This is a genomic window from Rossellomorea sp. NRS-1567 (assembly GCF_050467885.1).
Lineage (GTDB): Bacteria > Bacillota > Bacilli > Bacillales > Bacillaceae_B > Rossellomorea > Rossellomorea aquimaris_C.
This window is the reverse complement of sequence record NZ_JBITPL010000005.1, coordinates 104,970-131,707: the sequence shown is the minus strand read 5'-3', so window position 1 is coordinate 131,707 and position 26,738 is coordinate 104,970. Positions and strand designations below refer to the sequence as shown.

26 protein-coding genes are annotated in these 26,738 nt (G+C 40.8%); 17 read left to right on the top strand and 9 right to left on the bottom strand.

The features are described 5' to 3' along the window. Positions 1-260 precede the first annotated feature (260 nt). The 8 genes from ACIFOD_RS03895 to dnaA form a co-directional block, all read right to left on the bottom strand. A complete protein-coding gene (locus ACIFOD_RS03895) occupies positions 261-1,343 on the bottom strand; it encodes an HD-GYP domain-containing protein (RefSeq protein WP_430313521.1) in 1,083 nt (360 codons plus the stop codon). Positions 1,344-1,476: 133 nt separating this feature from the next. Beyond that, positions 1,477-4,020 carry a DNA gyrase subunit A gene (gyrA, locus tag ACIFOD_RS03890; RefSeq protein ID WP_430313520.1) on the bottom strand — a complete coding sequence of 848 codons (2,544 nt, stop codon included), beginning with the start codon at positions 4,018-4,020 and terminating at the stop codon, positions 1,477-1,479. A gap of 108 nt (positions 4,021-4,128) precedes the next feature. Further along, on the bottom strand, positions 4,129-6,045 hold the full coding sequence (gyrB, locus tag ACIFOD_RS03885; protein WP_397553763.1) for a DNA topoisomerase (ATP-hydrolyzing) subunit B: 1,917 nt from the start codon (positions 6,043-6,045) through the stop codon (positions 4,129-4,131). 47 nt (positions 6,046-6,092) lie between these two features. Then, positions 6,093-6,347, bottom strand: a complete 255-nt coding sequence (gene remB, locus ACIFOD_RS03880; protein ID WP_113969423.1) for an extracellular matrix regulator RemB — start codon at positions 6,345-6,347, stop codon at positions 6,093-6,095. Positions 6,348-6,356: 9 nt separating this feature from the next. Beyond that, the gene (gene recF / locus ACIFOD_RS03875; RefSeq protein ID WP_113969422.1) at positions 6,357-7,475 is read right to left on the bottom strand and encodes a DNA replication/repair protein RecF; all 1,119 of its coding nucleotides are present in this window, start codon (positions 7,473-7,475) and stop codon (positions 6,357-6,359) included. A 17-nt stretch (positions 7,476-7,492) separates the two neighbouring features. Then, positions 7,493-7,711 carry a S4 domain-containing protein YaaA gene (yaaA, locus tag ACIFOD_RS03870; protein WP_044340280.1) on the bottom strand — a complete coding sequence of 73 codons (219 nt, stop codon included), beginning with the start codon at positions 7,709-7,711 and terminating at the stop codon, positions 7,493-7,495. 243 nt (positions 7,712-7,954) lie between these two features. Beyond that, entirely contained in the window at positions 7,955-9,091 is a 1,137-nt protein-coding gene (gene dnaN, locus ACIFOD_RS03865) for a DNA polymerase III subunit beta (RefSeq protein ID WP_430313519.1), read from the bottom strand. Between the two features lie 205 nt (positions 9,092-9,296). Further along, positions 9,297-10,643 carry a chromosomal replication initiator protein DnaA gene (dnaA, locus tag ACIFOD_RS03860; RefSeq protein ID WP_324746165.1) on the bottom strand — a complete coding sequence of 449 codons (1,347 nt, stop codon included), beginning with the start codon at positions 10,641-10,643 and terminating at the stop codon, positions 9,297-9,299. 884 nt (positions 10,644-11,527) lie between these two features. On the opposite strand from dnaA, the gene rpmH reads away from it, so the two are divergent. The 11 genes from rpmH (at position 11,528) to ACIFOD_RS03805 (ending at position 21,803) form a co-directional block, all read left to right on the top strand. Then, positions 11,528-11,662 (top strand): 50S ribosomal protein L34, encoded by a 135-nt coding sequence (gene rpmH / locus ACIFOD_RS03855; RefSeq protein WP_034764748.1) that lies wholly within the window; start codon positions 11,528-11,530, stop codon positions 11,660-11,662. A gap of 165 nt (positions 11,663-11,827) precedes the next feature. Then, positions 11,828-12,202: a ribonuclease P protein component gene (gene rnpA / locus ACIFOD_RS03850; protein WP_324746163.1), complete on the top strand. Its 375-nt coding sequence runs from the start codon at positions 11,828-11,830 to the stop codon at positions 12,200-12,202. A 134-nt stretch (positions 12,203-12,336) separates the two neighbouring features. Then, entirely contained in the window at positions 12,337-13,125 is a 789-nt protein-coding gene (gene spoIIIJ, locus ACIFOD_RS03845; RefSeq protein ID WP_113969418.1) for a YidC family membrane integrase SpoIIIJ, read from the top strand. Then, positions 13,122-13,739: an RNA-binding cell elongation regulator Jag/EloR gene (gene jag, locus ACIFOD_RS03840; RefSeq protein WP_430313518.1), complete on the top strand. Its 618-nt coding sequence runs from the start codon at positions 13,122-13,124 to the stop codon at positions 13,737-13,739. The genes spoIIIJ and jag overlap by 4 nt, the downstream gene beginning before the upstream one ends. A gap of 316 nt (positions 13,740-14,055) precedes the next feature. Next, entirely contained in the window at positions 14,056-15,441 is a 1,386-nt protein-coding gene (mnmE, locus tag ACIFOD_RS03835; RefSeq protein ID WP_430313517.1) for a tRNA uridine-5-carboxymethylaminomethyl(34) synthesis GTPase MnmE, read from the top strand. A 57-nt stretch (positions 15,442-15,498) separates the two neighbouring features. Next, positions 15,499-17,391 (top strand): tRNA uridine-5-carboxymethylaminomethyl(34) synthesis enzyme MnmG, encoded by a 1,893-nt coding sequence (gene mnmG, locus ACIFOD_RS03830; RefSeq protein WP_430313516.1) that lies wholly within the window; start codon positions 15,499-15,501, stop codon positions 17,389-17,391. A 21-nt stretch (positions 17,392-17,412) separates the two neighbouring features. Next, a complete protein-coding gene (gene rsmG / locus ACIFOD_RS03825; protein ID WP_428976310.1) occupies positions 17,413-18,126 on the top strand; it encodes a 16S rRNA (guanine(527)-N(7))-methyltransferase RsmG in 714 nt (237 codons plus the stop codon). 124 nt (positions 18,127-18,250) lie between these two features. Next, positions 18,251-19,114: a nucleoid occlusion protein gene (gene noc, locus ACIFOD_RS03820; RefSeq protein ID WP_149154947.1), complete on the top strand. Its 864-nt coding sequence runs from the start codon at positions 18,251-18,253 to the stop codon at positions 19,112-19,114. Positions 19,115-19,346: 232 nt separating this feature from the next. Continuing rightward, entirely contained in the window at positions 19,347-20,108 is a 762-nt protein-coding gene (locus ACIFOD_RS03815) for a ParA family protein (protein ID WP_113969412.1), read from the top strand. After that, the gene (locus ACIFOD_RS03810; protein ID WP_397553593.1) at positions 20,101-20,940 is read left to right on the top strand and encodes a ParB/RepB/Spo0J family partition protein; all 840 of its coding nucleotides are present in this window, start codon (positions 20,101-20,103) and stop codon (positions 20,938-20,940) included. The genes ACIFOD_RS03815 and ACIFOD_RS03810 overlap by 8 nt, the downstream gene beginning before the upstream one ends. Positions 20,941-21,089: 149 nt before the next feature. Continuing rightward, positions 21,090-21,803 (top strand): DUF554 domain-containing protein, encoded by a 714-nt coding sequence (locus ACIFOD_RS03805; RefSeq protein WP_430313515.1) that lies wholly within the window; start codon positions 21,090-21,092, stop codon positions 21,801-21,803. 47 nt (positions 21,804-21,850) lie between these two features. Here ACIFOD_RS03805 and yyaC read toward each other — a convergent pair whose 3' ends face one another. Further along, entirely contained in the window at positions 21,851-22,471 is a 621-nt protein-coding gene (gene yyaC, locus ACIFOD_RS03800; RefSeq protein ID WP_430313514.1) for a spore protease YyaC, read from the bottom strand. Positions 22,472-22,732: 261 nt separating this feature from the next. Here yyaC and ACIFOD_RS03795 point away from each other — a divergent pair, with 261 nt between their 5' ends. The 6 genes from ACIFOD_RS03795 to rpsR all read left to right on the top strand — a co-directional run bounded on the left by ACIFOD_RS03795 (position 22,733) and on the right by rpsR (position 26,670). Continuing rightward, positions 22,733-23,668, top strand: coding sequence for a mechanosensitive ion channel family protein (locus ACIFOD_RS03795; RefSeq protein WP_430313513.1), 936 nt, complete (start codon positions 22,733-22,735; stop codon positions 23,666-23,668). Between the two features lie 14 nt (positions 23,669-23,682). Further along, positions 23,683-23,883: a DUF951 domain-containing protein gene (locus tag ACIFOD_RS03790; RefSeq protein ID WP_034764770.1), complete on the top strand. Its 201-nt coding sequence runs from the start codon at positions 23,683-23,685 to the stop codon at positions 23,881-23,883. A gap of 230 nt (positions 23,884-24,113) precedes the next feature. Next, complete coding sequence (gene ychF / locus ACIFOD_RS03785) at positions 24,114-25,214, top strand: redox-regulated ATPase YchF (RefSeq protein ID WP_397553597.1); 1,101 nt, start codon at positions 24,114-24,116, stop codon at positions 25,212-25,214. A 295-nt stretch (positions 25,215-25,509) separates the two neighbouring features. Continuing rightward, positions 25,510-25,797, top strand: a complete 288-nt coding sequence (gene rpsF, locus ACIFOD_RS03780; protein WP_113969404.1) for a 30S ribosomal protein S6 — start codon at positions 25,510-25,512, stop codon at positions 25,795-25,797. A 78-nt stretch (positions 25,798-25,875) separates the two neighbouring features. Then, positions 25,876-26,391: a single-stranded DNA-binding protein gene (gene ssb, locus ACIFOD_RS03775; protein ID WP_034764778.1), complete on the top strand. Its 516-nt coding sequence runs from the start codon at positions 25,876-25,878 to the stop codon at positions 26,389-26,391. Positions 26,392-26,433: 42 nt separating this feature from the next. Further along, positions 26,434-26,670, top strand: a complete 237-nt coding sequence (gene rpsR, locus ACIFOD_RS03770) for a 30S ribosomal protein S18 (protein ID WP_034764780.1) — start codon at positions 26,434-26,436, stop codon at positions 26,668-26,670. Positions 26,671-26,738: the final 68 nt, after the last annotated feature.

Here is a 26,738-nt window from a genome sequence, read left to right as displayed (position 1 = left end):
GGTTCAATGTGTAAGCGCTTCGTTTGAAGCGACCTTTATAATATATCATTTACTGTCGTTACCGTCAAGGTATTTTTATTATTTTAGAAAAGTTTATTTCTGAAACAGTTATGTAATGCCTTTCGGACAACAAATAATATTATACATACTATTGGACAGGTTTGCAAGAGGTAAATCTAAATAAATAAACCAAAGATTAGTTACCTAACCTAAGGTTTACTTAATACGCTGGTATGACTGATTTTAAACATGCTTGATTTCTAAACGAAAACTTCTGATATATAAATCTCTTTTTGCCGAGACAGGTCTACGAGTTCTTCCGTTTTATTTATCTTTACGATGGGCTTTGTATATGCGTTTGGCTTGGTATACATGACTTCTCCGTACTGGCCGGTTGATAGCCTTACTGAGGTGCCTGTCCTTAGATCTCCCAGTAGTTGAAGAAGACCATTAACGACTTTAATATCGAATTTACCAAATAAATCTTCACTGATCATATCCAGCACCTTGAATACAGGCTGCTTGCTTCTATATATTCTTTCTGATGTCATGGCATGAAAAACATCGGCGATTCCAACAATCTGAGAGTAAAGATGAATACGATTATTTTTCTCGGATGCCGGGTAGCCGGTACCATCAAATCGTTCATGATGTTGAAAGATTGCCAGTTTTGTTTCCGTTTTTAACAATGGAGTGTCTTTAACCATTTTATATCCGTTGGCTGTATGAAGCTTTACTTCTTTAAATTCGCTCTCTGTTAAAGGCTGTTCTTTCGTTAATATGTGTGGACTCACCTTGGCCATTCCGCAGTCTGCCAAGACACCCGCTAAAGCCAGCTGGTTCACCTGACCAGGGTTCAAGCCTAACTTCTTTCCCAGCATGGCACTTATGATACCCACTGAAATGGCATGGTGAAAAAGATAATCCTTTTTCGTACAATATTGATGAAGTGAGTATACATATGTAGGGTTCTGTTCTACCGTTTGGATCACCGGCAGCAGTAACTCTCTCACCCTTGCAACATTAACAGACGTTCCTGATTGCCAGTTCATGAATTCTTTCTTGAATTCCTTGATCGTCAGTAAATAGAGATCGATGAATCCGACTGGCTCATTGTTTTCTTCCTCCACTATCTCCTTATCAGTAGAGACCGGGGTTCTAAATGGACGTCCATCCGCTTTTGTTTTTTCTATTATGAGCTCTGTTATATGGAATGCTTGAAGAATATTTAGATGTTCTTCTTCTATTACTGTATTCTTTGGAATAATAGGATTGGCTGCCATTCCCATAATATCTTCTGCTACGATGCATCCTAACTGTATCTCTCCACGATGTACCTTCAACTATGAACACCTCACTTCTCACCTTTTCTTCTAGTTTATTTTACCAAATTTAACAGGTTATAGTTGTTTTTTCGCAAAAAAAAGCTGTTTCCAGTATGAGAGTTTCATTACTGGAAACAGCTTACTTGTTCATTTATTCTTCTGTATCATCAATTACATCTTCTACATCTTCAGAAGATGTTTGATCTTCGCTATCTGGTTGTTCCATTCCTTCAGCAGTTTCAACTGGTGCTTCCGTTTCTTCTTCATCCTCTTTTTCAACCTTGGCAACGGTTGAAACAAATTCGCTTTCTTGAAGACGGATCAGTTTAACTCCTTGAGTATTACGGCCTGTAGTGGAAATATCATTTACATCCATACGGATAAGGACACCATGTGCCGTGATGATCATTAAGTCTTCTTCACCTGTTACGGCTTTAACAGACACCAGCTCTCCGTTACGTTCCGTTACATTACATGTTTTTAAGCCTTTACCCCCACGTGTTTGAACTCTATATTCACTGGCAGGAGTACGTTTACCGTAACCATTTACCGTTACAACTAAGACATCGCTCTTCTCTTCCAGAATTTCCATTCCTACAACAATGTCATCATCACTCAGGTTAATTCCTTTTACCCCTGTAGCAGTTCTTCCCATTGAACGAACATCCGTTTCAGGGAAACGAATGAGCATACCTTTTTTCGTTCCGATGATCATATCTTTCTCTCCATCGGTCAGTTTGACGGAAATGAGCTCATCGTTTTCCCGAAGGTTAATGGCGATTAGACCGTTCGTACGGATATTGGCGAAATCTGATACTGGCGTACGTTTTGAGATTCCTTGCTTCGTAGTAAAGAATAAGTACCAGTCGTCCACGAATTCTTCCACTCGAATCATGGCATTGATCCACTCATCTTTTTCTACCCCGAGCAGGTTGATGATCGGAAGTCCTTTAGCTGTACGACTGAATTCAGGAATTTCATACCCTTTCGCACGGTATGCTTTTCCTTTGTTTGTAAAGAATAGAATCGTATCATGAGTTGACGTTGTCAGTAAGTTTTCAACAAAGTCTTCATCATTGGTACCCATTCCCTGGATTCCTCTTCCTCCACGCTTTTGACTGCGGTAGGTTGAGACAGGCAGGCGCTTGATGTATCCGTTATGAGTAAGAGATACAACAATGTTCTCTCTTGGAATTAAGTCTTCATCTTCAATATTCTCAATTCCACCCGCTACGATTTCTGATCTTCTTTCATCATTGAAGCGTTCTTTGATTTCGATAAGCTCTTCACGAATGATTTCGAGGACTTTTTCATCATCTGCTAAGATCGCTTTCAATTCTGCAATCTGCTTCAATAATTCTTGATACTCGTCTTCAATTTTTTCTCGTTCTAAACCGGTTAAACGTTGAAGACGCATATCCAGGATTGCTTGAGCTTGTTTGTCAGAAAGGGAGAAGTTCTCCATCAAACCTTGTTTCGCAAGTTCCGTAGTTTGAGAGCCACGGATAAGGGTAATGATTTCATCAATATGATCTAAGGCGATACGCAGTCCTTCTAAAATATGAGCTCTTGCTTCAGCTTTGCGTAATTCGAATTCCGTTCTACGACGAATGACGACGCGTTGATGTTGTAAATAATGATATAGGCACTCTTTTAAATTCAATACCTTTGGCTGGCCATCAACAAGTGCCAAAAGGTTGATACCGAAGCTGGTTTGAAGGGCTGTTTGCTTATAGAGATTATTAAGCAAGACGTTCGCATTCGCATCTTTTCTCACTTCAATCACGACACGCATACCATTACGGTCCGATTCATCACGTAAATCTGTGATCCCATCAATCTTCTTATCACGAACAAGATCGGCAATTTTCTCGATCAGTCTCGCTTTATTTACTTGATAAGGAATTTGATGAACGATAATCGTTTCTTTTCCGTTGCTTTTTTGTTCAATTTCCACACGGGCCCGCATGGTGATGGAACCTTTACCTGTTTCATAGGCACGACGGATCCCGCTTCTTCCTACAATTAGCCCTGCAGTAGGGAAATCAGGTCCATAGATGAATTCCATCAGCTCTTGAATCGTAATGTCGGGATCTTTACTTAATGCAAGGATTCCATCGATGACTTCTCCAAGATTATGAGGTGGAATGTTCGTTGCCATTCCTACTGCGATACCTGAAGAACCGTTTACTAATAGGTTAGGGAAACGGGCAGGTAACACTTCCGGCTCTCTCTCGGTACCATCATAGTTATCTTTATAATCAATTGTATCTTTATTAATATCACGAATGAGCTCCATCGAGATTTTGGACATACGTGCTTCTGTGTAACGCATGGCCGCAGCTGCGTCTCCATCAACGGAACCGAAGTTACCATGACCGTCCACAAGCATATAACGATAGTTGAAATCCTGTGCCATACGCACCATTGTGTCATAAACAGCTGAGTCACCGTGGGGGTGATACTTACCGATTACTTCACCGACGATACGGGCTGATTTCTTGTATGCTTTTTCAGCCGTCATCCCCAGGTCATTCATCGCATACAGAATACGACGATGGACAGGTTTCAGGCCGTCACGTGCATCCGGTAGTGCACGAGAAACGATAACACTCATCGCATAATCCAGGAAAGACGAGCGCATTTCACTACTTATATTAATTTCTTTAACATTCGATCTTGGTATTTCTGCCATAGTAAAAGGGACCTCCTTTTAAAGAAAGATTTATACCTTTCTCATTCTTTACCTTGTCCGCTATGTAAAAGACAGGATAGCACATGGTCTATCCTGTATTGTTTTATTTTAGATATCCAGGTTCTTAACGTACGCTGCGTTTTCTTCGATGAAGTTACGTCTTGGCTCTACTTTGTCACCCATCAGGATATCAAAGGTTTCGTCAGCTTCGATCGCATCTTGAAGGCTTACTTGCAGCAGGGTTCTTGATTCCGGATCCATTGTTGTTTCCCATAGTTGTTCAGGGTTCATCTCTCCAAGACCTTTGTAACGCTGGATGCCAGGTTTAGGCGTCGGGGAGATTTCTGCAAGTATGCGATCCAGTTCTTTATCATTGTAGGCATACTCGATTTTCTTCCCTTGTTGTATTTTGTACAAAGGTGGTTGAGCGATGTAGATATAGCCTGCTTCAATGATGTTTCTCATGTAACGATAGAAGAACGTTAATAATAGCGTACGAATATGAGCGCCATCGACGTCGGCATCGGTCATGATCACGATTTTATGGTATCTCGCTTTAGCCAGATTGAAGTCTTCTCCAATCCCCGTCCCGAGAGCTGTAATAATCGCACGAACCTCGTTATTAGAAAGGATCTTATCCAGACGTGCTTTTTCTACGTTGATGATTTTACCACGCAAGGGAAGGATGGCTTGGAAGTGACGATCCCGGCCTTGTTTAGCAGATCCGCCGGCTGAGTCACCCTCAACCACGTAGATTTCACTGATGCTTGGGTCTTTAGAAGAACAGTCTGCTAATTTACCAGGTAAGCTGGAGATTTCCAGGGCGCTCTTACGACGGGTAAGCTCCCTTGCCTTTTTCGCAGCCAGTCGGGCACGTGCAGCCATTAGTCCTTTTTCTACCACTTTTCGAGCGACAACCGGGTTTTCAAGTAAGAATGTTTCTAAATGCTCGGAGAAAAGGGAATCGGTAATCGTTCTTGCTTCTGAGTTTCCGAGCTTTGTTTTTGTCTGACCTTCGAATTGGGGATCAGGATGTTTAATCGAGATGATCGCTGTTAATCCTTCACGAACATCTTCCCCTGAAAGATTCGCATCGCTCTCTTTAAACACGTGATTTTTTCGGGCATAGTCGTTAATGACTCTCGTTAAAGCCGTTTTAAATCCGGACTCATGGGTTCCACCTTCATGAGTATGGATGTTATTGGCGAAGGAATAGAGATTACTTGCGAAACCATCGTTATATTGAATGGCGATTTCAATCGTAATATCATCTTTCTCGCCTTCAATGTAGATTGGTTCTTCATGGATGACTTCTTTAGAACGATTAAGATGTTCAACGTAGGACTTAATTCCACCTTCATAATGGTAATCTCTTCGTTTCCCTTCTCCGCGCTTATCTTCAATGCTGATTTGGATCCCTCTGTTTAAGAAAGCCAGTTCGCGAATACGGTTTGCAAGTATGTCATATTCGTATTCCGTCGTTTCAGTAAAGATTTCAGGATCTGGAGTGAAGTGAATGATCGTTCCCGTCTTTTCTGTTTCTCCGATCACCTTAAGATCGAAGCTCGGAACACCTTTTTCGAATTTTTGATAATAGATGTTTCCATCACGATGAACATGGACTTCAAGTTCTGTGGAAAGAGCATTTACTACTGATGCCCCAACTCCGTGGAGACCTCCTGATACTTTATATCCACCGCCGCCGAACTTACCACCGGCGTGAAGGACCGTCATGATTACCTCAACGGCAGGACGTCCCATTTTTTCGTGAATACCGACAGGGATACCACGGCCATTATCTGTAACAGTAATGCTGTTATCCTCTTCGATAATGACTTCGATTTCATTACAGTAACCGGCTAACGCTTCATCGATACTGTTATCAACAATCTCCCACACCAAATGATGTAAACCTCTTCCGCTTGTTGATCCAATATACATACCAGGTCTTTTACGAACGGCCTCTAATCCTTCTAAAACCTGAATCTGATTTTCATCATAGGATTGACCTTGTTTTTGTTCCATAGCCATACTGATTCACCTACACTTTCTAACCTCAGGGCTTTATATTTCTATAATAAATTCTCATAGTTTGAGTATTTCTTTGATCGTTTCTTTAACGTACTTGATGCCAGTGGTGAAAGATACAACTGATTCGACGTGATCACAAGAGATTTATATGAACCCTTTGCAAGATTACAAAGGTTTTTATCTTTCGTTTTTAAAAAGTGTTGAATTTCTTCTGAAAATTGAACGGTGTCTCGATCAATAATAGCGATGATTTCATCTGTACGTACCATGACATCTTCTCCAACATGTATGTACAAGGTAACACCTCATTTCAATCTTTTCATTGATCCGGCTTCCACTTCAAAAGTAGTCGCTTCGTTTAAGGTTTGATGATCAATCCCATCCACGTTTGTCGTCGTGACAAAGGTTTGAACTTTTCCCTGGATGGTATTTAATAAATGTGACTGTCGATAATCATCTAATTCTGACAAGACGTCATCAAGAAGTAAGATGGGATATTCTTTGATTTCAGAATGAATCAGCTCAATTTCTGCAAGCTTCACAGAGAGGGCCGTTGTCCGTTGCTGCCCCTGCGATCCGAATGTTTGAACATCCCGTCCATTCACAATAAATTGAAGATCGTCCCGATGTGGTCCAATCAGGGTCACACCGCGATCAATTTCCCGCTCGCGGATACCATCAAATTTCTGCTCATATATATCTACCATTTTTGACCATTCTTGATTATCTGATACATCTAAAGACGGTTTATATACGATTTCTAAGGTTTCTAAGTTCCTTGAAATCCCGGAATGGATCGGTTTTGCCCAACTTTCTAATAGCTGAACGAATTCAAAGCGCTTTTTCGTAATTTTCACAGCCATCTCTATGAACTGTTCCGTCAAGACATCCAGCATGGTCTGGTCTTTTTGTTTTCTCGTTTGCAATTGTTTCAGATAATGGTTCCGTTGCTGTAATATTTTTTGATAAAGGCTGATATCATGTAAATAAACAGGAGAAACCTGACCGATTTCCATATCAATAAAACGACGCCTTACTTGAGGGCTCCCTTTTACTAAATGGAGATCTTCAGGCGCAAACATGACAACATTCATATTGCCGACATATTGACTTAATTTAGATTGCTCAAGGTGATTGCTTTTCGCTTTTTTTCCCTTTTTCGAGAGGATAAGCTCCAATGGTAACGCACCGTTATATTTCTGAATCCTACCTTTTATTTTAGCATATTCCTCGTCCCAACGGATTAAATCTTTATCATTTGAGGTCCGGTGGGATTTAGCCATTGCCAGTACATAGATAGACTCCATAATATTCGTCTTTCCTTGAGCATTCTCTCCAAGAATTACGTTCACCTTATTTTCGAAACTCACGTCGATTGATTCGTAATTTCGATAGTTTCTTAATTCTAATTGTTCAATGTACATGGAAATAACACCCTTTATTATTCTCCAGCAACCACAAATACTCCTACTTCGGGAATTTCAATTGTGTCACCAATTGTGAGTTTTCTTCCTCTTCTTTGGTCTTGTTCGCCATTTATGTATACTTCATATTCACTTAAGAACCACTTTGCCATCCCGCCGGACTGAATTACTTCAGCTAGCTTCAGGAATTGTCCCAACGTGATGATTTCCGTTTCAATGGTGATCTCTTTCGCCACTAAAATCACTACTTTCCGTATAAAGTCTCTAATATCTTATTTTACTCTAAATGGAGTTAAGTCACAACTAACGAAAAATCAGCAAGGACTCATAGAGCCATTTGTCCTTGTTATCATTGGATTCTTCATTGAATAGACGCTATTTTTGAAAGCAATCGACGAGAGGGATTCCTTCAATTACCAGATAAAGTGTAGAAAAAGAGCCAATACCACATGTGAAAGGCATCGGCTCTTGTCTATTCATTAGTACGTTCTTACTGGAAGAATCAGTTGAAGAATGGAATCATCATGAAGTGGTTTCAATACGAAAGGTCTCATGGCCCCGGTGAAGTTTACATAGATTTCTGTACCTTCAATGGCTTTTAATGCGTCCATCATATATTTTGCACTAAAGGAAATCTTCAGTTCTTCTCCTTCAATGGATTGACTTTTCACCTGTTCGATTACTTTCCCGATCTCCGGTGTGTTAGATGAAATCTCAATCATGCCGCCATCCAGAGTTGAAAGTTTCACTACGTTGTTTCTTCCTTCTCTGGCAAGTAGCGACGCACGGTCTATCGCTTGTAAAAATTCTTTCGTATTAAGCGTTAGCTCTGTTTTTGTATCAGAAGGAATTAATCGACTGGTATCAGGATAATTCCCTTCTAATAATCTTGAGAAGAATAGTAGATGTTTCGCTTTGAATAGCACTTGATTTTCAGTGATCACGATTTCAACAGGCTCTTCTGTATCATCAAGGATTTTATTCAGCTCGTTTAAGCTTTTTCCTGGAATCACAATATTGTAAGAAGCATCATTATTGGTTTCAATCGGTGCCTTTCTCATCGCAAGTCGGTGACTATCTGTTGCAATACAGCTCAGTTCCCCATTTTCAATCTGACAGTTTACACCTGTCAAGATGGGGCGTGTTTCTGAGGTGGACACTGCGAATACAGTTTGTCTAATCATCGTTTTCAGGAGATCAGTCGAAACTTTGATCCCGTTCCCTTCTTCGATCTGAGGAAGATGCGGGTATTCTTCTGGATCTAACCCGTTTAAATTAAATTCTGCCTGCCCTGAACGAATAACGGTTTGGAAATGATTTTGAACTTCAATTTCCACCGTATCTTTAGGCAATTTCTTGACAATCTCACTGAAGAACTTAGCCTGAAGAACAATTCCTCCAGTTTCCATGATTTCAACAATGTCTGAACCCTCTTCTTCATTTGGAATAAAGGACTCGATTGAAATATCTGAATCACTGCCTGTTAATGTTACGCCATCTTCAGTGGCAATGATTTTTATTCCGGTAAGAATGGGAATCGTTGTTCTTGACGTTACAGCTTTCATGACATCCTGAACACTTTGGACAAGATAGTCCCTTTGAATAACAAATTTCATGATTTATTCCTCCAATTTGCACATAATTTTATGGACTGAATCATATACTAATAATTTATTTAAAAATAGTAATAGAAGTAGTAGGGCCTGTTGATATGTGGATAAGTGTGTGAATTCAACGTAAACACAGCCTATCCACATGTGGACAGACTGTGTGCTAGTTTGTCTTAGTTATTCACATTATCCAGTTTTTTTGTGTGTAAGATTAACTCTTTAAAGACTCACGAATTTCTTTCAATTGCTGCTGAAGAAGCGCATCCGCCCCCAGCAATGTACTGATCTTCTCATGAGCATGAATGACGGTCGTGTGATCCCGGCCGCCGAACTCTTCTCCGATCTTTGGAAGTGAAGAATCCGTCATCTCCCTGGATAGATACATAGCGATCTGTCGTGGAAACGCGATGGACTTTGTTCGTTTCTTCGCTTTAAAGTCTTCGAGCTTCACATTGAAGTGCTCCCCAACGACACGTTGAATTTCCTGGATGGTAATAACCCGTGGTTTGGAGCTTGGAATGATATCCTTCAAAGCTTCGGCTGCCAGATCAGCATTAATATCTTTATTTATAAGAGAAGAGTACGCAACAACCCGGATTAAAGCGCCCTCTAACTCACGAATGTTTGAATCGATTTGATTAGCTATATAAAGCATGGCTTCATTTGGAATGTCCAATCCTTCAGCCTTTGCCTTTTTTCGTAAAATAGCAATTCTCGTCTCGAGATCTGGAGGAGTTATGTCTGTAATAAGTCCCCATTCAAATCGTGAACGAAGTCTGTCTTCGAGTGTCGGAATTTCTTTTGGTGGCCGATCACTTGAAATGACAATCTGCTTGCTTTCTTCATGTAAGGTATTAAAAGTATGGAAAAATTCCTCTTGCGTTTGTTCTTTTCCTGCTAAAAATTGAATGTCATCTATTAATAAAACATCAACGCTGCGGTATTTATTGCGGAAATCGACTGCTTTATTGTCACGAATGGAGTTAATGAATTCGTTTGTGAATTTCTCAGAGGATAGATAAACCACTTTAGCAGCAGGATTATGCTCCAGTACATAATGTCCGATCGCATGCATTAAGTGAGTTTTTCCTAGTCCTACTCCACCATAAATAAACAAGGGATTATAGGCTTTTGCAGGTGCTTCAGCCACAGCCAAAGATGCGGCATGGGCGAAACGGTTGCCCGAACCGATAACAAAGGTGTCGAATGTGTATTTTGCATTCAGCATATTTTGATTGATATCCTGTTGCTCGTCGTCTTTCATCGACTTCTTTGGCGGTAATTGAATATCAAATTCTTCCGGCTCCTGATTTTGTGGAATGATAAATTTCACGACCAACTCTTCGCCCGTAATATCATACAAAACCCCGGAGATTAATTGAGAGTAGCGTCCTTCCAGCCAATCTCGTGCAAATTCATTTGGAGCTGTAATGACAAGTGTGTCACCTTGAATGGAATGTGCCTTAGTCGATTTTAACCAAGTATCAAAGCTCGGTTTACTTATCTTTTTTTCGATGCTTTCTAAGGCTTTGCTCCAAAGATCCCCGATATTCTCCAATCCTGATCCCTCCTTTTCTCAGTTTGTATAACATCTGTACAACAATTACATGCTATAAAATCCGTAAACTCTCGCTATTTTATAAAAATACAAAACAATGAATGTGGAAAATATATATAATAAGGAAAGAAAATGGTTTTTCGACAATATCCACCACTTGTGGACAACGTTTTACAAACCCTCTGTATAAGTTACCCACATGATATCCACATTTTGTGGATAAGTTATTTCCGTAAACCTAGTTATCAAGAGTGAAAACACAATAATCATATCAAAATATCCTTAGCGGTGCAATGCTTTTTAAATTTTATCCACAAGCCCCCACCCCTTGTGGAATGAAATTGTCCACAACCCAAGAACTTGTGAAAAAGTTGTCAGTATGTGTTGTGGATAAATTAAAAACGTGTCGAATCCTATCCACAGGCAGGTTTGATAGAGAAATAAAATAAGATTTGTAGAAGGAGAAAGATCAAACAGGGAGATGAGTTATTCGAAGTAGAAGTAATCGTTCAAATGGACCTAATAATTAGTACATGATCATTTTTCATAGATTTTAATAAATTGGTTTTGGAAAAAGTATAGTAAATAATTTTGTTGATTGTAGCGGAAGGTGCTCGACTTCTGCGGGAATAGCGGGAAGGTGAGACCCCTCAGGTGCGAAGCTCCGAGGAGGCTCACCGCCCGCCCCGCGGAAAGCGAGCACCTGGAGCGGAAATCAACCACTACACGCTAATAGTAAAGAGCGAAAAGACTTTAAAATGATTTCCGAAATAACAATTAAAAAGAAAAATAATATGAGTGTTGACTTTTAATGGGTACCGTCTTTATAATAGTGAGGAATGTCTTTAACTTTTATAAAGATATCCTTCAGGGAGGTGTCATAGATGAAAAGAACGTTTCAACCAAATAATCGTAAAAGAAAAAAGAACCACGGTTTCCGTGCACGTATGAGCTCTAAAAACGGACGTAATGTTTTAGCTCGTCGTCGTAGCAAAGGAAGAAAAGTATTATCTGCCTAGACCACTGAACTGACTCAGTGGTCTTTTTTTTCCTTTATCCCAAGTGAAAAGACGATTTGGCTCGTTCGTATTTTGTTTTAAGAGAAAAATTACTTATAATTTCAAATGAATGAGCCAATAATGTCGAGGATACATCAAGACAAAAATGAAAATTAGGTGTGGTCAATGCGGAAAGATCAGAGAGTGAAGAAGAATAAAGAGTTCCAGGAGATTTTCAAAAAAGGAACATCCTTTGCCAATCGGCAATTCGTCTTATATCTATTGAAGAAAGAGGAGCCTCAACCATTTCGAATTGGAATCTCCGTGAGTAAGAAAATCGGAAACGCTGTTTGTCGAAACCAAATTAAACGATATGTCAGACAGGCTTTCTTAGAACTACAAGAAGATGTAAAAGATCAGTACGATTACTTAATCATCGCCAGAAAACCGGCGGCCGAAATGAATTTCCATGAGGTGAAGGGCAGCCTCACCCATGTGCTGAAAAGAGGAAAAGTGTTGAAAAGATCCTCTAATGGAAAACATGTTAGAAAGAAGTCATAACATTTTACGATATTGACAGGTTTCGTCATCACAAGCTTATGAAAAGATGTTACAATACGAGAGATTGTACTTTTTAAGTAGAGAGACTTGTTTTACATTTAACTTGAAAGATATTAGTAGGGAGGAAATTAAGGGTGAAAAAGAGAATGATAGCCCTGATGGGAATCATTGGGCTAATGGCTATACTATCAGGTTGTACGGAATATAATCAGCCTATAACACCTGAGAGTAGCGGAATATGGAATGAATATATTGTCTATCCTTTATCACAATTAATTACAATGGTAGCTGAGTTCATGAGCGGTTCTTATGGATTGGCCATTGTCATTGTTACATTGATCATTCGTTTAGCGATTCTGCCATTAATGATTAAACAAACGAAAAATTCAAAAGCCATGCAGGCTTTGCAACCGGAAATGAAAAAGCTGCGTGAAAAATATAGCTCTAAAGATGCACAAACTCAACAAAAGCTTCAACAAGAAACGATGGCTTTATTCCAAAGTCACGGGGTTAATCCGCTGGCGGGTTGTTTCCCGTTGATCGTTCAAATGCCGATCTTAATTGGTTTCTACCATGCGATCGTGAGAACAGAAGAAATTAAAGCTCATAATTTCCTGTGGTTCGATCTTGGTAACCCGGATCCGTACTATATTTTACCTTTAGTAGCAGGTATAACGACGTTTATCCAACAGAAATTAATGATGGCGGGTACAGCGAATCAAAATCCGCAAATGGCGATGATGCTTTATATCATGCCGGTCATGATCATCATTTTTGCGATTAACTTCCCTGCAGCTCTATCCCTTTACTGGGTAGTCGGAAATCTATTTATGATTGTTCAAACGTATTTCATTAAAGGACCTGAAATCAAAGAAGCGCAAACCGCTAAAGCTGGTGGGAATTCGGGAGGAAAGAAAAAGTGAGAGAAGTAGAAGCAACTGGTCAAACGGTGGAAGAAGCCATTGAATCAGCCTTGTCTCAACTGAATATCACCAAAGAAGAAGCAGAAATTGACGTCATTGATCAAGGTAAAAAAGGCTTGTTCGGATTGTTTGGTGGAAGACCTGCTGTCGTTCAAGTCAAAAAAGCGATGGATCCGGTAAATGAAGCGAAAGATTTTCTTCTATCTGTTGCACATAAAATGGGAGTGAACGCTTCCATCGAAGTGAAAAGAGACGGAAGAGATGTTGAGTTCAACATTTCCGGTGAAAAAATGGCTCTATTAATAGGAAAAAGAGGACAAACGTTGAATGCTCTTCAACATTTAACTCAACTGATTGCCAATCGGGTTTCCGATCAGTTCATTACCATCCTTTTAGATGCGGAGAACTATCGTGAAAGACGTAAGCAAACGTTAACAAACCTGGCGGAACGATTAGCAGAGAAAGCATTGCGCACAAATCGTTCCGTTTCATTAGAACCCATGCCTTCCTATGAACGAAAAGTGATTCATACAGCATTAGTTGATTCGACTACTGTTGATACACATTCAGAAGGCAGAGAACCCAATCGTTATATTGTGATTGCTCCAAAATAAATAAGAGACGATTCCTTTCGGGGGATCGTTTTTTTTGCAATCCAGGCAACCCCGATAAATTCCTTCCCATGTCGCCGCGTCGCAACCCTGTGGATTCTTATTTTCATCCCGGTTTATTGTTATTCACATGTGGATAAGTTAAAATAATAGAGATGAAGTGTTATCTGTGTGGATAACATTATTTGGTGACGAATAGAGGGTTTCCTTTCTTTAGTATTAAATAGGATTGTGATATTCTAATAATTTGGGGAAACTTTGCTCTCTACTATAATTCATTTATAAATAGATCAACTAAGAAATAAGAGAGGTGAATACAATGGAGTTTGATACAATTGCTGCTATTTCCACTCCGATGGGTGAGGGGGCGATTGCGATCGTGCGTTTAAGCGGTGATCAAGCCTTCGATATCGGTGATAAGGTCTTTAAAGGTATGAAAGGAAGTTCTATGAAAGAATTTGCTTCTCATACCATTCATTATGGACATATTATCGATCCGGACACAGAGCAAGTGGTGGAAGAAGTCATGGTTTCTGTCATGAGGGGACCAAAAACATTCACCCGTGAAGATATTATAGAAATTAACTGCCACGGAGGACTTGTGTCGGTCAATAAAGTATTGCAGCTCGTATTGAAAAATGGAGCCCGCCTTGCAGAGCCGGGTGAATTTACGAAACGGGCGTTCTTGAACGGACGAATTGACCTATCCCAGGCAGAAGCGGTGATGGATCTTATTCGGGCAAAAACCGATCGGGCGATGAATGTAGCCCTTAATCAAATGGAAGGCCGACTTTCCAATTTGATTCGAAAGCTTCGTCAGGAAATTCTTGAAACACTGGCTCATGTAGAAGTGAATATCGATTATCCGGAGTATGATGATGTAGAAGAAATGACGCATCACGTACTATTGGAGAAATCCAAACACGTCCGTGACGAAATTGACAAGTTGGTCCGAACATCAGAGCAGGGGAAAATTCTGAGAGAAGGTCTTTCTACCGTGATCATCGGACGGCCAAATGTAGGGAAGTCCTCTCTATTGAACAGTCTTGTTCATGAAAACAAGGCGATCGTAACCGATATCCCTGGGACAACCCGGGATGTAATTGAAGAATACGTGAATGTACGCGGTGTTCCGTTACGTCTGGTTGATACAGCCGGGATTCGTGAAACAGAGGATATTGTAGAACGAATCGGTGTGGAACGATCACGACAAGTATTGAAAGAAGCGGATTTAATTTTACTCGTACTCAACTATGCGGACGAATTGACTCCTGAAGATGAACAGCTTTTCGAAGCGGTAAGAGGAATGGACGTTATTGTCATCGTGAACAAAACGGATCTGCCTCAGAAGATTGATATTGATAAAGTAAGAAAACTGGCGGAAAATCATCAGCTGGTCACAACGGCTTTACTTGAAGAGCAAGGGATCGATGAACTGGAAGAAGCCATTTCTTCTTTATTCTTTGCAGGTTCCATTGAATCGGGGGATATGACATATGTGTCCAATAGCCGTCACATTGCTCTGCTCAATCAAGCTTCCCTCTCGATTAATGAAGCCATCAATAGCGTAGAAATGGGCACTCCCATCGATATCGCTCAAATTGACTTAATCAGGACGTGGGAGCTTTTAGGTGAAATCATTGGAGAGAGCGTTCATGAAAGCCTGATTGATCAGCTCTTTTCTCAATTCTGCTTAGGGAAATAAATACTATTATAATGTGGACTTTGAATTCAAGGTCCTACAAGGAGGAAAAAATAAACCATGCAATATGACGCAGGGCAATATGATGTCATTGTCATTGGTGCTGGCCATGCCGGAGTTGAAGCAGGACTTGCTTCGGCCCGTATGGGAGCTAAAACGTTAATGGTCACCATTAACTTGGATATGGTCGCCTTTATGCCATGTAATCCATCTGTTGGGGGACCGGCGAAAGGGATCGTTGTAAGAGAGATTGACGCTCTTGGTGGAGAGATGGGGCGTAATATAGATAAAACACATATTCAAATGAGAATGTTGAATACAGGAAAAGGTCCGGCTGTCCGGGCATTACGGGCTCAGGCGGATAAATTCCTTTATCAGCATGAAATGAAACGTACGATCGAAAATGAACCGAACATGACCTTGCTTCAAGGAATGGTTGAGGAATTGATTGTTGAAGATGATGAATGTAAAGGTGTCGTAACGATGACGGGTGCTGCATACCGCGCCAAAACAGTCGTTATCACAACCGGAACATTCCTGCGTGGTGAAATCATATTAGGAGATCTGAAATATTCAAGCGGTCCTAATAATCAACAACCTTCCATTAGACTTTCTGATCATTTACATGAGTTGGGCTTTGATACTGTTCGTTTCAAAACAGGGACACCACCGCGAGTGAATAGTTCGACAATCGATTACTCGAAAACAGAAATTCAACCAGGGGATGATGTTCCCCGTGCCTTCAGCTATGAAACGACGAAATATATTACCGATCAACTTCCATGTTGGTTAACGTATACGAACGAACACACTCATCAATTGATTGATGACAACCTGCATCGTTCTCCGATGTATTCTGGAATGATTAAAGGAACAGGACCGCGTTACTGTCCTTCCATTGAGGATAAAGTCGTGCGTTTCCATGATAAACCGCGTCACCAGATTTTCTTGGAGCCGGAAGGACGAAACACACAAGAAGTCTATGTACAGGGATTATCAACGAGTTTACCTGAAGACGTACAACAAAAGATTCTTCAAACCATCCCGGGTCTTGAGAAAGTACAGATGATGCGTGCCGGGTATGCCATTGAGTATGATTCCATCGTACCTACTCAATTATGGCCGACCCTTGAAACGAAAAAAATAAAAAATCTTTATACAGCGGGACAAATCAACGGAACGTCCGGTTATGAAGAAGCAGCTGGACAAGGTCTGATGGCGGGGATCAATGCTGCGTGCCGTGCCCTGGATAAAGAAGAGGTTATCTTAAGCCGCTCTGATGCGTATATCGGGGTCTTAATCGATGATCTTGTGACAAAAGGGACGAACGAACCGTATCGTCTATTGACTTCCCGTGCTGAATATCGCCTGTTGCTTCGTCATGACAATGCCGATCTTCGCCTGACTGATATCGGTCATAAAATAGGATTAATCTCCGATGATCGATACGAACGGTTTACAGCTAAAAAAGAAGCGATCTTTTCAGAGAAAAAACGCCTGGAAGGAATCCGCATCAAGCCTACTGACGAAACACAGGCCGTTATCCGTGAAGCGGGCGGCAGTGAGCTGAAAGACGGCATATTAGCAGCGGATCTTCTGAAGCGCCCTGAAATGAACTATAGTCACATTAAATCACTCGTTCCAAATGAAATCGAGCTTGATCCCGATGTAGAGGAACAGGTTGAAATCCAAGTGAAATATGAAGGCTATATTGAAAAATCTCTTCAACAGGTCGATAAAATGAAGAAGATGGAAAACAAAAGAATTCCTGAAAACATTGATTACAGTGCCATTAGCGGTATAGCATCTGAAGCAAGACAGAAATTAATCGAGGTCCAGCCCCTTTCTCTTGCACAGGCTTCCCGGATTTCAGGAGTGAATCCTGCAGACATCTCTATTTTACTCGTCTATATCGAGCAAGGGAAAATCGCAAAAGTATCAGGTGATCAATAGAGGTAAAGGAAGGATAATTTCATGAATGTAAATGAATTTCAATCAATGCTTGAGGAGAAGGGGATCTCCCTTTCTCCTGAGCAATTAAATCAGTTTGAGCGCTATTATGAATTGCTGGTTGAATGGAATGAAAAAATGAACCTGACGGCCATCACTGAAAAGGAAGATGTTTATTTAAAGCATTTTTACGATTCGATCAGTGCAGCTTTTTATGTTGATTTCACCGAGGTGACAACTCTTTGTGATGTTGGGGCAGGAGCCGGTTTTCCGAGTATCCCTCTTAAAATATGCTTCCCACACTTACATATCTCAATTGTTGATTCCTTGAACAAGCGGATTACGTTCTTAAACCATTTATCAGATGAGTTAGGGCTTGATCACACGAATTTCTATCATGATCGTGCTGAGACTTTTGGTAAAAACAAGGCTCATCGTGAAAAGTATGATATGGTTACAGCAAGAGCCGTTGCCAGAATGTCTGTTTTAAGTGAATTATGTTTGCCACTTGTTAAAAAGGGCGGCTTATTTGTAGCGATGAAGGCTTCAAACGTGAAAGAGGAGCTATCCAATGCGAAGAAAGCAATTGGCATGCTGGGTGGACAAACGGATAAAATGTATTCATTCGTCTTACCGGAAGAGGAAAGTGAAAGAAATATCGTGAAGATCGACAAAGTGAAAGAAACACCTAACAAATATCCCAGAAAACCTGGGACACCCAATAAATTACCGTTATAATAATATGAATGGTTCTCCTGCCGTGATGTCAATGATCAAGCTTTGAAAATCTCAGCATAGGCAGGAACTGGTCATATTTTAGAGAATATTAATAAAGGGAGTTTCTTAAAGGTGGTGTAGGAAGATGAAGCATCCTTTCTCTCGTTTTTTTGGCCTAGGTGAAAAGGAGCAAGATGTTGAATCTGAAGAATCAAATGTAGTGGAAGAAGATCGAGATGAAGTGAAAAAGATACCCGTCTCACAAATCATCCCTAATCGCTTTCAACCAAGAACAGTGTTCAATGATGAAAAGATAGAAGAGTTATCCAGAACGATTCATACCCATGGTATTATCCAACCGATTGTGGTTAGACAATATGATGATGAGCAGTTTGAAATCATTGCAGGTGAACGTCGATACAGAGCTGTTCAGAAGCTTGGCTGGGACACCGTACCGGCCATTGTAAAGAATCTTAATGATACAGAAACAGCATCTGTTGCATTAATTGAAAACTTACAAAGGGAAGAACTCTCTCCTATAGAAGAAGCCATTGCGTATGGAAAACTGTTGGAGTTACATGATTTAACTCAAGAAGCCCTTGCTCAACGCTTAGGAAAAGGACAATCGACTGTGGCGAACAAGCTTCGTCTCCTTAAGCTTCCAGAAGAAATTCAATCAGCCTTATTGGATAAACTAATAACAGAACGTCATGCCAGGGCTTTGATTCCTCTGAAGAATGCTGAAAAGCAGATCCAGCTCCTTCAGGAAATCATTGAAAAAAGTTTGAATGTCAAACAAACCGAAGACCGGGTTGTGAAAATGCAAGAAGGAACGACTCAAAAGCCAAAACCGAAACGAAAAGCCTTCAGTAAGGATATGAGAATAGCTGTGAATACGATTCGTCAATCGCTTTCCATGGTATCAGACAGCGGAATCAATCTGGACTCTGAAGAAGAAGAGCATGAGGAATTCTATCAGTTCACCATCCGTATTCCTAAAAAAAAATAGATTCGTAGTCTAAAAGTGAGAAACATATCGGATTGGTTTCTCACTTTTTTTGTTGTCGAATCAGAGGGTTTACGATCGATTCATGACGAGTAAACAGTTCGTCATTTCCTATTTTTAGAAACACTGCACTTTTTGAAAAATTGACAGACAATTATCGAAGAATTTTGATAGAATAGAAGAATACTGTAAAAAATTTAGTGAATCTTAGGAAGTCAAAAGGTAGGTGACAACCTTGGGCAGAATAGTAGCCGTTACTAACCAAAAAGGTGGAGTGGGAAAGACCACAACATCCGTCAATTTGGGGGCTTGCTTAGCTTATATAGGGAAAAAGGTTTTACTGGTAGACATTGATCCTCAAGGAAACGCCACCAGTGGTGTAGGTGTGGAAAAAGGGGATGTCCAGCAGTGCATATATGATGTGCTGGTAGATGATGTGGATGTCAGAGAAACCATTAAACAATCAAAAGTTGAGAATTTATCCATTGTACCTGCAACGATTTCATTGGCGGGGGCAGAAATTGAACTTGTTCCAACCATTTCCCGTGAAGTGCGTTTAAAGAAAGCGTTGGAGAAAGTGAAAGACGATTTTGATTATATTATCATTGATTGTCCGCCGTCTTTAGGGTTATTGACAATCAATGCGTTAACAGCTTCAGATGCTGTCGTCATACCGGTCCAATGCGAATATTATGCACTGGAAGGATTAAGTCAGTTATTGAGTACCGTTCGTTTAGTTCAGAAGCATCTGAATCATGATCTGATGATCGATGGTGTGCTGCTTACGATGCTTGATGCGAGAACCAATCTGGGTATTCAGGTCATTGAAGAGGTTAAAAAATATTTTCAAGATAAAGTGTATCGCACAATTATTCCTCGTAACGTTCGTTTAAGTGAAGCGCCCAGTCATGGTGAACCGATTATCATCTATGATGCGAAGTCCAGGGGAGCAGAAGTTTATTTAGAACTAGCAAAGGAAGTGGCGGCGAATGGCTAAAGGTTTAGGAAAGGGCATCAATGCTCTTTTTACCAATATCCAAACAACTCAAAATGAAGAGTCCGTGCAAGAAGTGAGCCTGAAAGAAATACGGCCGAATCCATATCAACCACGAAAGATCTTTGAGCCGCAAGCCATTGAAGAATTAAAAGATTCGATCTTAGAACACGGTATCCTGCAGCCGATCATTGTCCGTAAAACGATCAAAGGGTATGAAATTGTCGTTGGGGAACGCCGTTATCGTGCAGCCAAAGCCGCTAAATTAGAATCCGCTCCTGTCGTGGTTCGGGAGTTAAATGAGCAACAAATGATGGAGCTTGCCGTTTTAGAAAACCTTCAACGTGAAGACCTGACACCGATTGAAGAAGGCGCGGCTTACCAAATGCTGATGGACAAGCTAAAGCTCACTCAGGAGGAATTAGCGAAGAGGTTGGGTAAGAGCAGACCTCATATTGCCAATCATATTCGCTTACTATCCCTCCCTGCTCCTATTCAGGAACTTATTTCAGAAGGTAAGTTAACCATGGGACATGGACGTGCACTTCTTGGGTTGAAAAATAAGAAGAATCTATCAACGGTTGTCAATCGTATCCTTAAAGAATCATTAAACGTTCGCCAATTAGAAAAAATCATTCAAGAGCTGAATGAGAATGTTCCACGTGAAACAAAAAAGACAGAGCGTAAAGATGTCTTTATTCAGGAACAGGAATCCCTTCTGCGCGAACGCTTCGGGACAACGGTTACGATTAAACAATCAAAGAAAAAAGGGAAAATTGAGCTCGAATTTTTCTCGAAGGAAGATCTCGATCGCATTTTGGAATTATTGCAGTAACCATTTGGGAAAGGACTGGCTTAAAAGGTATACTTATACCACTTAAGCCAGTCCTCTTCCATATGGTACATAGAAGATACACTATTCTTTGGGAAATAATCATTTGAAAAGCAGGAATCAGAATTTTTCAGACAGATAAGGAGAAGGTCATGGTACTATTAGGAACGCTGGTAAATGGAGTATGTATTATCATCGGAACTCTCCTGGGGAAGGTCCTTCATCGCATCCCGGAAGATATGAAGGGAACTGTCATGAAAGCGATTGGTTTAGCCGTCATCGTCCTTGGGTTGCAGATGGGATTGAAAAGTGAAAACTTTCTCATTGTCATCATCAGCCTGGCACTCGGTGCTGGATGGGGAGAGTGGATGAACCTGGAGGACAAGCTTAACTCCTTGGGTAACTGGTTGGAAAAGAAGCTGGGCAGTAATAAAGAAACCTCCATATCTCAAGGGTTTGTCACAGCTACCTTAATTTTTGTTATTGGAGCAATGGCTGTAATAGGTGCATTGGATAGCGGCATCAGGGGCGATCATGATGTTCTGCTGACGAAGTCGATCATTGATGGCTTTACATCACTGATCCTAACGACGACTTTAGGAATTGGTGTCATGTTTTCGGCGGTCCCTGTCGTTCTTTATCAAGGATTCATTGCCCTGTTTGCGACTCAAATTCATCAGTGGGTACCAGAAGTTCTGATGGATGCCTATATCGTAGAGATGACCTCAACGGGAGGAATCATGATTTTTGCGATTGGACTCAACCTCATCGGTGTAACGAAGATCAGAGTAGCCAATTTACTTCCCGGGATCATCGTAGTGGGATTGGTCGTAGGAATCATACACGCATACCAGCTGTATATGTAATTAGTGAAAAGGGAGATGACCCAGAACGTATCTGGATCATCTCCCTTTTATTGCTGCAATTCTTCCCGCCATTTTTCAATACTGACGGCGTTGCGGCGTTCCACTGAATCGCCTGCCAGCACAATGGCTTGAGCGATCGTCTTTGCCATTTTCATCACAAGATTCAAACGTGTATTTTGTAAAACAAAGAACTCCATAAATCCACTGACATTCACGATTCCGGTCAGGTGAATCTCACCAACTTCTGGTAACTCTTTATTTACGCCGGCACCAGGTTTTAATGGTCCCTCACTTAATTGAATGGCGCCTACACTTTTTAATCGACCGAGACAGGCATCTACACCGATAATAAATGGATTGATATGTTTAGTGGCAATTTGACTGAGCTTCTCTTCCAGGTTTACTGCATGGATCGGATCATCCAACGTTCCATATACATGGAATGGTTTGATATCTTGTTCTTCTATTAAGGTTCCAACTAACGGGCCTAATGAATCCCCTGTTGAACGGTCTGTGCCAATACATACGAAGACAATGGGTCTTGTACGATAGTAAGTGGGAAGCATCGACGACAATTGAACGGAAAGATCCTGTGCCGCACGCTCTTCCTGATGAAGGACTCTAAAGGGTTCAGGTCTTCGTTCAAATAGTCCTTTTTTTAGATTCATCGCTTCCACTCCTTTGGATATGTTTAAGGGGAATTCTATAGTGAACATACTTTATCGGACTTGACTGCCATAATCATATTTTCTAAGTATTATCAGTATACGGACGATTTCTTTTTTTCATACATAATATGGTTGGATTTTTCATAAAATAAAAATTTTCTATAAACTATAGTAATATGAGGTTATATCTACACAAGGAGAGGGAAAGTTGATAAAATAAGGAATACTTCTTATTGAATGATAAGTGGAGGTTCGGTATATATGTCGAGTACTAAAAAAGTTGAAGACACCGTAGACAAAATAAAAGATAGTGAAGCAGCCCAAAAACTTATAGATAATGAATTATGGATTGCCTTGGGATCAGGCGCGATAAAAATAGTGGCGATCATGGTCATTACCTATATCGCTCTAAGGTTGGGGAGGTCAGCCATTCGAAATGTGTTCAGGGTCCGGTCCCGCTCACCTCTTAAATTTACGGAGCGTCGGGAAACCACTTTATCAAAGCTATTAGAGAATGTATTGACCTATGTGATTTATTTCATTAGTTTAATGACGATTCTATCGACTCTTGATATTGATGTGAAAGGACTGATTGCCGGTGCCGGGATCGTCGGTCTGGCGGTAGGTTTCGGAGCACAAAACCTTGTTCGGGATATCATCACGGGTTTCTTTATTATATTCGAGGACCAGTTTTCAGTCGGTGACTATGTTCGAATCGGCTCTGCTGAAGGTACTGTTGAAGAAATCGGCCTTCGTACGACAAAGATCAAAAGCTGGACCGGCGAATTACATATTTTCCCCAATGGTAATATTACGGAAGTAACGAACTTCTCCATTCACAACAGCATTGCGGTCGTAGATGTCAGTATTGCCTATGAAGAAAATATAGAAGAAGCAGAGAAAGTGATGCAGGAGCTTCTCCTTGCGTTACCGCAAAAATATGAAGATCTCGTGAATCCACCTGAACTGTTGGGTGTTCAAACCCTGGGAGCATCAGATGTGGTCATTCGAATCGTGGCTGAAACGGTTCCGATGAGACATTGGTATATGGCAAGAATGATCCGTAAAGAGGTTAAACTATGCCTGGATGAGCATGGTATTGAAATTCCATTCCCTCGTATGGTGATGTATTCACGTCAGGATCAGGAAGATCTCCAACCTCGTGAAGAAAAACAAAGAAAACTTGAAAGCGAATAAGGAGGAGAAATCCAGTGGAGCCCAAGACATTCACTTTAAATGATATTGTAGAAATGAAAAAGCCCCATCCATGTGGAACGAACCGCTGGAAAGTGATCCGTATGGGAATGGATATTCGCATCAAATGTGTCGGGTGCGGCCACAGCGTCATGATTCCCAGAAAAGATTTTGCGAAAAAAATGAAAAAAGTCATCAGTAGCGGCGAAGAAGAATGAGTATTCTTTTTTTACCCATATTTCTTTTGGCCTAATCCAGTCTATGGTTAATTTGCCAAGGTTAAGAGCATTCAATCGGTTTCAGTCGATTGGATGCTCTTTTTAGTAAGCCGTGCCCACTTGTCTTTTCCCTCTATTATCTCTATAATTGTGAAAGGTTCGACCGTTTACTTATTTTCGATCTTACATGATTTTTTAATAGATAAGAATTTAGATGAGGAGTGACTATAATGGCTTTAACAGCTGGTATTGTTGGATTACCAAACGTAGGGAAGTCCACTTTATTTAATGCAATTACAAAAGCAGGTGCAGAATCTGCCAACTATCCTTTCTGTACAATTGATCCGAACGTAGGAATTGTAGAAGTTCCCGATCACCGTTTAGATAAATTAACAGAGCTTGTAGAACCGAAGAAAACGGTTCCCACTGCCTTTGAATTCACGGATATCGCCGGGATTGTAAAAGGAGCGAGTAAAGGAGAAGGATTAGGGAATAAATTCTTATCTCATATTCGCCAAGTGGATGCGATCTGTCAGGTTGTCCGTTGTTTCGCGGATGATAATATCACACACGTTTCAGGTAAAGTAGATCCGATTGCGGATATTGAAGTCATCAACCTGGAATTGATCTTAGCTGACCTTGAGACAGTGGATAAGCGTCTTGCCAGAGTTCAGAAAATGGCCAAGCAAAAAGATAAAGAAGCGGTATTTGAGCATGATATCCTTGTGAAAATCAAAGAAGCTCTTGAAGCAGAGCAGCCGGCTCGTACGGTTGAGTTCTCTGATGAACAAATGAAGCTTGTGAAACAGCTTCACCTTCTGACTTCAAAGCCTGTATTATATGTAGCAAACGTAAGTGAAGATGAAATTGCCGATCCTTCAGACAACGAATATGTTCAGAAAGTACGTGAATTTGCTAAAGAAGACAATGCTGAAGTAATTGTTGTCTGTGCGAAAATCGAATCTGAAATTGCTGAGCTTGATGATGAAGAAAAAGCGATGTTCCTGGAAGAGCTGGGGATTGAAGAGTCCGGTTTAGATCAGCTGATCCGCGCTACTTATTCTTTATTAGGACTGGCGACGTACTTCACAGCCGGCGTTCAAGAGGTCCGCGCCTGGACATTCCGTGAAGGGATGAAAGCTCCCCAATGTGCCGGAGTCATCCATACCGACTTCGAAAGAGGCTTCATCCGTGCCGAAACAGTTTTCTACGACGATTTAGTCGCAGCAGGAACAATGGGAGCAGCCCGTGAAGCCGGAAAAGTACGTTTAGAAGGCAAAGAATACCTCGTAAAAGACGGAGACATCATTCACTTCCGTTTTAATGTGTAGGTTTTGAGAAAAAAATAGGCGAGACTATGCATTTTTCTTTGAAATTTCATCAGAACTAAATTCTCTGAGAGTTGATTGGAGCGGAAATCAACCAGCACTCGCTTCTTAAAAAGCAACAAAGTTTACGAAAAAAGCATTATTGAAAGACTAGAGTCCCGATTCTAGTCTTTTTTTTACGTCATATTGCAATAATAGATAACCTATGCTATAATTTTATTTCGTGAGTAATGAACGCATTGCTCCTTGTTCTTTCACAAAGAAAGGACCGCATAGACCACGAGGAGGTGACATTCAGATGAGAAAGTATGAACTTATGTACATTGTCCGCCCAAACATTGACGACGAGTCAAAGAAAGCAGTAGTTGAGCGTTTCGATAACGTTTTAACAACTAACGGCGCGGAAATCATCGAGTCAAAAGATTGGGGTAAACGTCGTTTAGCGTATGAAATCAACGATTTTCGCGATGGTTTCTATCAACTAGTTAAGATGAGCGCTACTTCTGATGCAGTTAACGAATTTGATCGTTTAGCTAAAATCAGCGATGATATTATCCGTCATATCGTTGTTAAAGAAGAAGAATAATCCGTACGCTTTTAAGATATACACTTCTATCACCTGTTTCACGTGAAACAGTAAACTAGAAGGAAGGGGTTGATTCTGATGATGAACCGAGTTGTATTAGTAGGGCGTTTAACCAAAGACCCTGAATTAAAATATACTCCAAGTGGAGTGGCTGTTGCTTCGTTTACACTGGCTGTCAATCGTAGTTTTACGAATCAATCAGGAGAACGGGAAGCAGATTTTATTAACTGCGTTGTATGGCGTCGCCCTGCAGAGAATGTAGCAAACTTTCTTAAAAAAGGCAGCTTAGCTGGCGTTGACGGTCGTATTCAAACACGTAATTTCGAAGGGCAAGATGGACGCCGGGTGTTTATGACGGAAGTTGTAGCAGAAAGCGTTCAGTTCTTAGAGCCGCGTAGTGCGAATCAAGGCGATCGTGGAGGAAGTCCGGGCTATTCGGGTGGAGGTCAACGCGACCAAGGAAATCCGTATAGTCAGAATCAGAATCAACAACGCAATAACAATAATAACAACAACTATACACGTGTAGATGAGGATCCATTTGCAAATGACGGTCAGCCGATCGACATTTCCGATGATGATCTGCCATTCTAAAAGAACGATAATAAAATCTTAATAAGATAGGAGGCGAAACAAATGGCAGGAGGACGTAGAGGTGGACGTAGACGTCGTAAGGTGTGCTACTTCACAGCAAACGGAATTACACATATCGATTTCAAAGATGTAGATCTTCTTAAGAAATTCGTATCTGAACGTGGGAAAATTCTTCCACGTCGTGTAACTGGAACAAACGCTAAGTACCAACGTAAGTTGACTCGTGCGATCAAACGCGCTCGTACAATGGCATTACTTCCATACGTTACTGGTGAATAATATCATCGATTAAAAAGCAGCAGAGACTTGTCTCTGCTGCTTTTTTTTAATGCCATTTTATAACGGGT